The organism is Mesorhizobium sp. M7A.F.Ca.US.011.01.1.1 (genome assembly GCF_003998295.1).
GTDB lineage: Bacteria > Pseudomonadota > Alphaproteobacteria > Rhizobiales > Rhizobiaceae > Mesorhizobium.
Map to the genome: position 1 here is coordinate 23,602 of NZ_RZRT01000063.1, position 6,243 is coordinate 29,844.

General features: G+C 64.0%; 6 protein-coding genes and 1 pseudogene. 3 read left to right on the top strand and 4 right to left on the bottom strand.

Annotated elements, in window-relative coordinates:
• Positions 1-17: 17 nt before the first annotated feature.
• Entirely contained in the window at positions 18-470 is a 453-nt protein-coding gene (locus EOA13_RS31545; RefSeq protein ID WP_023813960.1) for a MarR family transcriptional regulator, read from the bottom strand.
• A gap of 47 nt (positions 471-517) precedes the next feature.
• Here EOA13_RS31545 and EOA13_RS31550 point away from each other — a divergent pair, with 47 nt between their 5' ends.
• Complete coding sequence (locus EOA13_RS31550) at positions 518-1,426, top strand: alpha/beta hydrolase (RefSeq protein ID WP_127297304.1); 909 nt, start codon at positions 518-520, stop codon at positions 1,424-1,426.
• Positions 1,427-1,439: 13 nt separating this feature from the next.
• On the opposite strand, the pseudogene EOA13_RS31555 reads toward EOA13_RS31550, so the two are convergent.
• Together EOA13_RS31555 and EOA13_RS31560 are read right to left on the bottom strand one after the other, a co-directional pair.
• Positions 1,440-1,834 (bottom strand): annotated as a pseudogene (locus EOA13_RS31555) (rhodanese-like domain-containing protein).
• A gap of 76 nt (positions 1,835-1,910) precedes the next feature.
• Positions 1,911-2,525, bottom strand: coding sequence for a TetR/AcrR family transcriptional regulator (locus EOA13_RS31560; protein WP_127297305.1), 615 nt, complete (start codon positions 2,523-2,525; stop codon positions 1,911-1,913).
• A 97-nt stretch (positions 2,526-2,622) separates the two neighbouring features.
• Here EOA13_RS31560 and EOA13_RS31565 point away from each other — a divergent pair, with 97 nt between their 5' ends.
• Both EOA13_RS31565 and EOA13_RS31570 read left to right on the top strand, forming a co-directional pair.
• The gene (locus EOA13_RS31565; RefSeq protein WP_127297306.1) at positions 2,623-3,369 is read left to right on the top strand and encodes a 3-oxoacyl-ACP reductase family protein; all 747 of its coding nucleotides are present in this window, start codon (positions 2,623-2,625) and stop codon (positions 3,367-3,369) included.
• Between the two features lie 209 nt (positions 3,370-3,578).
• Positions 3,579-5,468: a murein L,D-transpeptidase gene (locus EOA13_RS31570; protein WP_127297307.1), complete on the top strand. Its 1,890-nt coding sequence runs from the start codon at positions 3,579-3,581 to the stop codon at positions 5,466-5,468.
• Positions 5,469-5,486: 18 nt separating this feature from the next.
• On the opposite strand, the gene EOA13_RS31575 is transcribed toward EOA13_RS31570, so the two are convergent.
• Positions 5,487-5,969, bottom strand: a complete 483-nt coding sequence (locus tag EOA13_RS31575; RefSeq protein WP_164780458.1) for a hypothetical protein — start codon at positions 5,967-5,969, stop codon at positions 5,487-5,489.
• Positions 5,970-6,243 lie beyond the last annotated feature (274 nt).

The window sequence follows — 6,243 nt, forward strand, 5'->3', positions numbered from 1 at the left end:
GTCTGGCTGAAAGGTCGTCACGCCTCTTTTAGCACATCATAGATCTTGCGCATCTGCTCGCCGATCATGTCGCATTGTTCCGGCGTCGACTGGCTCATCGCCTTCTCGATCAGCGCCATATGCACTTTCAGCGCCTGCATCAGCAGCGCCTCGCCGGCCTCGGTGAGCGCGAGCCGCAGGATGCGCTTGTCCTTCTCATCGCCTTCGCGGCGCAGCAGGCCGCGCGCCTCCAGCTGCGGCAAAAGCATGGTGATGTTGGAGCGGCCGACGAGCAGCTTGCGGGCAAGATCGTGCTGCGACATGCCGGGGTGGCGATAGAGGTTCATCAGCACGTCGAGCTGCGCCGGTTTCAAATCGAGCGGCGCAAGCTTCACCGCCAGCGTGCGCTCCAGCACATGGCATGCGCGCGCCACCGCGACCCAGTTGCGGAAACGCGGGTTGTCCCAAGGCAGCTCTTGTTTATTGTTCATCTTTGAACTATTATGTTCATGCTTGAACGTATGGATGGATTTTCACTATGGCATCATTCGGGCTGAAGGTCATCCGGGGCGTGTTCGGTGCGGCAGAGCGTGTCGCGCCGCGGCTTAGCGGACGCGCGGCGTTCGAATTGTTCTGCCGCACCCCGAATGTCAAGGCGCTCAGCGATGGCGAGCGCCGCGCTGTCGAGCGTGCGGCCGGGTTCATGACCGAGGCGCGTCATCACCGGCTGAAGACCGCGACCGGCTGCGTCATGGTGCACGAGTTCCGGCCCGAGCCGGGCAGGGCGGCCGCCGGCACGGTGCTCGTCGTCCATGGCTGGCGCTCGCGCACCGAATATATGCGCGCCTTGATCGAAGGCTATCGCGCCGCCGGCTACAGGGTCGTTTCGCTTGACCTGCCCGGCCACGGCCAGTCGCAGGGCCGGCGCCTGAACATGGTCAATGCCGTGGATGCGGTGCGAATTGCCGGCGAGTGGTTCGGCCCCTTCGTGGCAGCGATCGGCCATTCCTTCGGCGGCGCCGTTGCCGTCAACGCCATCGCCGGTTCGGTCAAGAACATCCCGCCGCTGGCGGCCGGACGCCTGGTGCTGATCGCGGCGCCAAGTTCACTGCCGGCGATCTTTGCCGACTTCAGTCATATGTTGAATGTCGGCCCGCGCTCGCAAGCCGCCATGGCGGACCGGGTCGAGCATCTTTCCGGCCGGCCGCTGCACGAATTCACCGGCGACCGTCAGCTCGCCCAGGCGCCGGTGCCGACCCTGGTCATCCACGCACCGGACGACCGCGAAGTCTCGGCCGATCATGCAAGGCGCTATGCCGGCGCCGGCGGCCATGTGCGGCTCTACTGGGCCGATGGGCTCGGCCACCGCCGCATTCTCGCCGACAAGGGCGTGGTTGAACGCGCGGTCGGCTTCGTGACGCATCGCGAGCCATTGCTGCTGCACTGAGCGGCGGTCGAGATTATTTCTTCTTCTCGCCGGGTTCGACCGGCAGTCCGGCGGCCTTCCAGGCGGTGTAGCCGCCAAGGATGTGCTTGACCGGCGAAAGCCCCATGTCCTGCGCCGTTTTTGGGCCAGGGCCGAGCGCCAGCCACCGGCGCAGAAGAACACGAAGCTCTTTCCTGAGGCGAAGAACGGCTTGTGGTAAGGGCTTTCGGGGTCGATCCAGAATTCCAGCATGCCGCGCGTGACATGTTTGGCGCCGGGAATCCGGCCGTCGCGCTCCACTTCGCGTGGATCGCGCAGATCGACGAAGATCGTGTCTTCATCGTCGAGCAGCCCGGCCGCTTCCTCCGGCGAAACCACCTCGATCACGGCGTTCGCCTCGTCCAGCAGCTCGCGATAACCCTTTTTCACGCTCTCATCCCTCCCGGCCTTGCCGGCCCTAGCATTGCTGGCAAGTCAGAATTTCGAGCACACCAGCCGGCGTTTGTCACGCCGCGTTGCCGCCGGCCAGCGTCCTCCAGGCCGCCATGGCCCCGGCAACCGTCGCCAGCAGGGCATCGTGCGAGGCGCCGTCGCGTGCCTGGATCGACATGCCGTGCTGGACCGTGGCGAAGAAGGTCGCGGCGGCGCTCGCATCGAAATTCGCCGGCAATTCGCCTTCGGCAACGCCGCGCTCGAGACGCTTCCGCAGGGCGGTGTGGTTTTCGGCACGACGACGGCGCAGATCGTCGCAGATGGCGCCTCGGCTCGAATCCTGATGCAGCGCGCCGAGCGTGATCAGGCAGCCCTGCGGACGATCGCTCTGCGCATAGGCCTTCGCCGTCAGGCTCAGGAATTGTTCGATCGCCTGCCGCGCGGTCGGAGCCTCGTCCAATGCCAGCCAGATGTCGGCACCCTCGGTGTGCGAATAGAAATCCGTCGCCTCGAGGAACAGCGCCTCCTTGCTGCCGAAGGCGGCATAGAGGCTGGGCGAGTTGATGCCCATGGCGGCGGTCAGCTCGCTCATCGATGCGCCTTCGTAACCACGCGCCCAGAACACCTGCATAGCGCGGCGCAGGGCTGCGGTTCGATCGAAGGTGCGGGGGCGGCCTCGTTCCGACATGATGCTCTTTTCTGTGTTGATCGATACATAATTAAGTTGACGCCGGTGGGCAAGGCTGGCAGTATTTATGTATCGATCGTTACAAAAGGAGAAATCGATGTCATCCAACCAACTGGGCGGCAAGGCCGCGCTCGTCACCGGCGGCAGTCGCGGCATCGGTGCGGCGATTGCGCGACGGCTCGCGGCCAACGGCGCCAGTGTCGCTCTGACTTATGTGCATGGCGAGGAGCAGGCTCGCTCGGTTGTCGCCGAAATCGAGGCCAAGGGCGGCCGCGCCATCGCGATCAGGGCCGACAACCGCGATGCGGTCGCCATAGACAAGGCCGTCGACGACGCAGTGACCGCCTTCGGCCGGCTCGACATCCTGGTCAACAGCGCCGGCATCTGGCGGGCCGCCCCCATCGACACGCTGTCGCTCGCAGATTTCGACGAGACCATGGAGGTCAATCTCCGGGCTCCATTCATCGCCTCGAAAGCGGCGGCCGTGCATATGGGTGAGGGCGGCAGGATCATCTCGATTGGCAGCAACCTTGCCGAGAGGGCGACCGACGGCAGCCTCACGGCCTATTCAGCCAGCAAGGCGGCGCTGGTCGGCCTGACCAAGGCGCTGGCGCGCGACCTCGGCCCGCGCGGCATCACCGCCAACGTCGTCCACCCCGGTTCGACCGACACCGACATGAACCCGGCCGACGGCCCGCACGCCGAGCATCAGCGTCGGAAGATGGCAACACCGCGTTTCGGCAAGGCCGATGACATTGCCGGCATGGTCGCCTGGCTTGCAGGCCCTGAAGGCCGCTTCGTCACCGGCGCTGCCCTGACCATCGATGGCGGCGCCAACGCCTGATCCCGAGAGATTTCCGGCTGGGGCGGAACAACCCTCCGCTCCAGCCGTCACGATCTTGTGAAACCGTTCTGCAACAGGCTTTCCAAAATTTATGAAAGCTTAACGAAATCGGTATGAATCAGTATAGTCGCGCCTTACATCCGCCATGCGGTGAGCGGGACGATCTAGCGTGCGGAACGGGAACCGGTTGCGGCCGGAGCGGGTGATTCATGAAATTCCTCGGAAACAAAGCAACCGTGATGCCGCTGATGGCAATCACGGCAACGCTGGCTTTCGGTGTACCCCAGGCAGGCGCGCAGGGGCTCTTCGACATGCTTTTCGGCGGCGGCGTCAAGCATGCGCCGAAAGGCGAGTTTCCGCCCCCGCCGCCGAAGAACAAGCCAAAGCCGAAAGTGTCCGGTGGTGGCGGCGGCAATGTGAAGATCAGCAGCCCATCCTACTACACCTACAAGGCCGACCGGCTGGTTCGCGTCGACTTCTCGGCATTGGCCGCGACGCCGCAGCCGGCGACACCGCAGGACGCCGCCTTCGTTCCGTCGGCTACGGGTGCCGCGTTTCATGATGCGGTTGCCAGCTTGGGCGACTACGAACTCTTAGCCGAGCCCGACATCGCCAAGGCGCTGATCGCGTACTACTCGGCCAATCCGGATTTCATCTGGGTAAGCGGAACCAGCCTCAACAGCCGCGCCCAGGATGCGGTGCGGGTGCTTGGCGAGGCTTCAAGCTATGGCCTCACGCCCGCCGACTATACGGTCGAAGTGCCCGCTGCCGGCGCATCGTCGGCCGATGCCAATGCGCAACTGAAAGAGCTCGTCCGTTTCGAGATGGCGCTTTCCGCGCGTGTGCTGCGCTATGCCCACGACGCCCAGAACGGCCGCGTCGATCCCAACCGCATGACCGGCTACTATGATTTCCCGGCCAAGCCGCTCGACTTGCAAGGCGTGCTGAGGACGCTGGCGCATACCCAGCAAGTGCGCACCTATCTCGAGTCGCGGCATCCGCAGAATGCGGAATACCAAGCGCTGCGTGTCGAACTGGAATCGCTGCAGGCCAGTGCGGAAAACGAAATCGTCGTCGACCCCAAACTGTTGCTGAAGCCGGGCGAAACCAGCCCCGAACTGCCGAAGCTGCTGACCCTGATCGCGCGCAATCTCGATGACGAGATGGGCGGCGCCTATGGCGAGATCTTGTCCAGGCTGGCCACCAGCGACGTCTATGTTCCGGAACTGGTCCCGGTCATCAAGGCCGTGCAGCAGAAGGCAGGCATGAAGGGCGACGGCGTCATCGGCCCGCGCACCGTCGCGACGCTGGCCGGAACATCCAAGGCCGACAAGCTGCTGAAGGTGGAAGTGGCGCTGGAGGAACTGCGCTGGCTGCCCTCCGATCTCGGCAGCCCGCGCGTCTTCATCAACCAGCCGGCCTTTACCGCAAGCTACATCGACAATGGCGAGGAAAAGCTGAAGACGCGTGTCGTCGTTGGCCGGACCACCAACCAGACCTCCTTCTTCTACGACCAGATCAAGCAGGTCGATTTCCATCCCTATTGGGGCGTGCCGCAGTCGATCATCGTCAACGAGATGCTGCCGAGATTGCGCAACGATCCGGGCTATCTCGACCGGGCTGGCTATGAGGTGACGGATTCGCGCGGCAAGCGCATTCCTTCGTCGGCGGTCAACTGGGGCGCCTATGGCTCGAACATCCCCTACAGCGTGCGTCAGCAGCCGAGCGAGGCCAACGCGCTGGGCGAGTTGAAGATCCTGTTCCCCAACAAGCACGCGATCTACATGCACGACACCCCGCAGAAATCATTCTTCCAGCGGGATATGCGCGCGCTCAGCCATGGCTGCGTGCGGCTGCAGGACCCGCGCGGCATGGCGGCGGCGGTGCTTGGCACCTCCGTGGACTATATCGCGGAGAAGCTGAAGCATGGCCATGCGACCGAGAACGTGACACGCACCATCCCGGTCTATGTCGCCTATTTCACCGCCTGGCCCGATCTGTCCGGCAAGGTCGAATATTTCGGCGACGTCTACGACCGCGACTCGCGGCTGAAGCAAGCCCTGGACGCCACCGAGGCGGTTCGCTCGCCGTCGAGCTGAGGCAGAAGCCCTCAACCTCTAGCGTTCGAACAGTGGCCGTCGGAAGCCGGCGTCGCGCCCGGCGATCAGCCAATAGAGCAATCCGGCGACAAGGCCGGCGGCGGCGATGATGCCGATGTCGACCCAGCGCTCCGGGTCCATATCCTCCGGTGCACTCGGCCAGATCAGGGCGAAGCCGGCGACCGAAGCGCCGGCGCCGAACACCATGTGCAGCAGGACATTGCGCAACGAGAAGAACTCGGCGATCAGCGCGAAGATCAGCGTCTGCAGCGCGGTCACCACGATCGTCAGGAAATAGACGAACATGCCGAGCGGCGGCACCAGCAGCACCGCGATCGGCGAGACGCCCATGGCGTCGAAATAATCGGGCGCGTTGGGCAGCGAACTGAGCGCGACGTAGATCACCACGATGGCGATCAGGCCGACCAGCACCGACACGAAATAGCCGGCCAACATCATCAATATGCGCTTCATCACGTGCTTCGCCGTCGCCATGCCCATCCCCCAATGCGGCCCGCGTCGCGACAGTCAGCCATCAAAGCGGGCCTGACGCAAGGGGAGGCGGCCTTTGTGCCAGGGCAATCGCTTTAGGCCAACGACAAGTCCGACTTGCAGCGGAGAACGCCAATCCAAAGTCAGCGCTGCCCCTGTCCAGCCGATAGATGGGTAACAGTTTGAACCGGATACATAGGTAACAGTTTTCCCCTTACGATGGGTTCGCCGAAGCATCGCGCCAACCCAACCGCTTGGCGCTTCGGCGAACCAGTTTCATGTG

Excerpts from the sequence above, each read along its gene's own strand:
- EOA13_RS31570 (WP_127297307.1), top strand. The coding sequence starts at position 3,579 with ATGAAATTCCTCGGAAACAAAGCAACCGTGATGCCGCTGATGGCAATC.
- EOA13_RS31565 (WP_127297306.1), top strand. The coding sequence starts at position 2,623 with ATGTCATCCAACCAACTGGGCGGCAAGGCCGCGCTCGTCACCGGCGGC.
- EOA13_RS31560 (WP_127297305.1), bottom strand. The coding sequence starts at position 2,525 with ATGTCGGAACGAGGCCGCCCCCGCACCTTCGATCGAACCGCAGCCCTG.
- EOA13_RS31575 (WP_164780458.1), bottom strand. The coding sequence starts at position 5,969 with ATGGGCATGGCGACGGCGAAGCACGTGATGAAGCGCATATTGATGATG.
- EOA13_RS31545 (WP_023813960.1), bottom strand. The coding sequence starts at position 470 with ATGAACAATAAACAAGAGCTGCCTTGGGACAACCCGCGTTTCCGCAAC.
- EOA13_RS31550 (WP_127297304.1), top strand. The coding sequence starts at position 518 with ATGGCATCATTCGGGCTGAAGGTCATCCGGGGCGTGTTCGGTGCGGCA.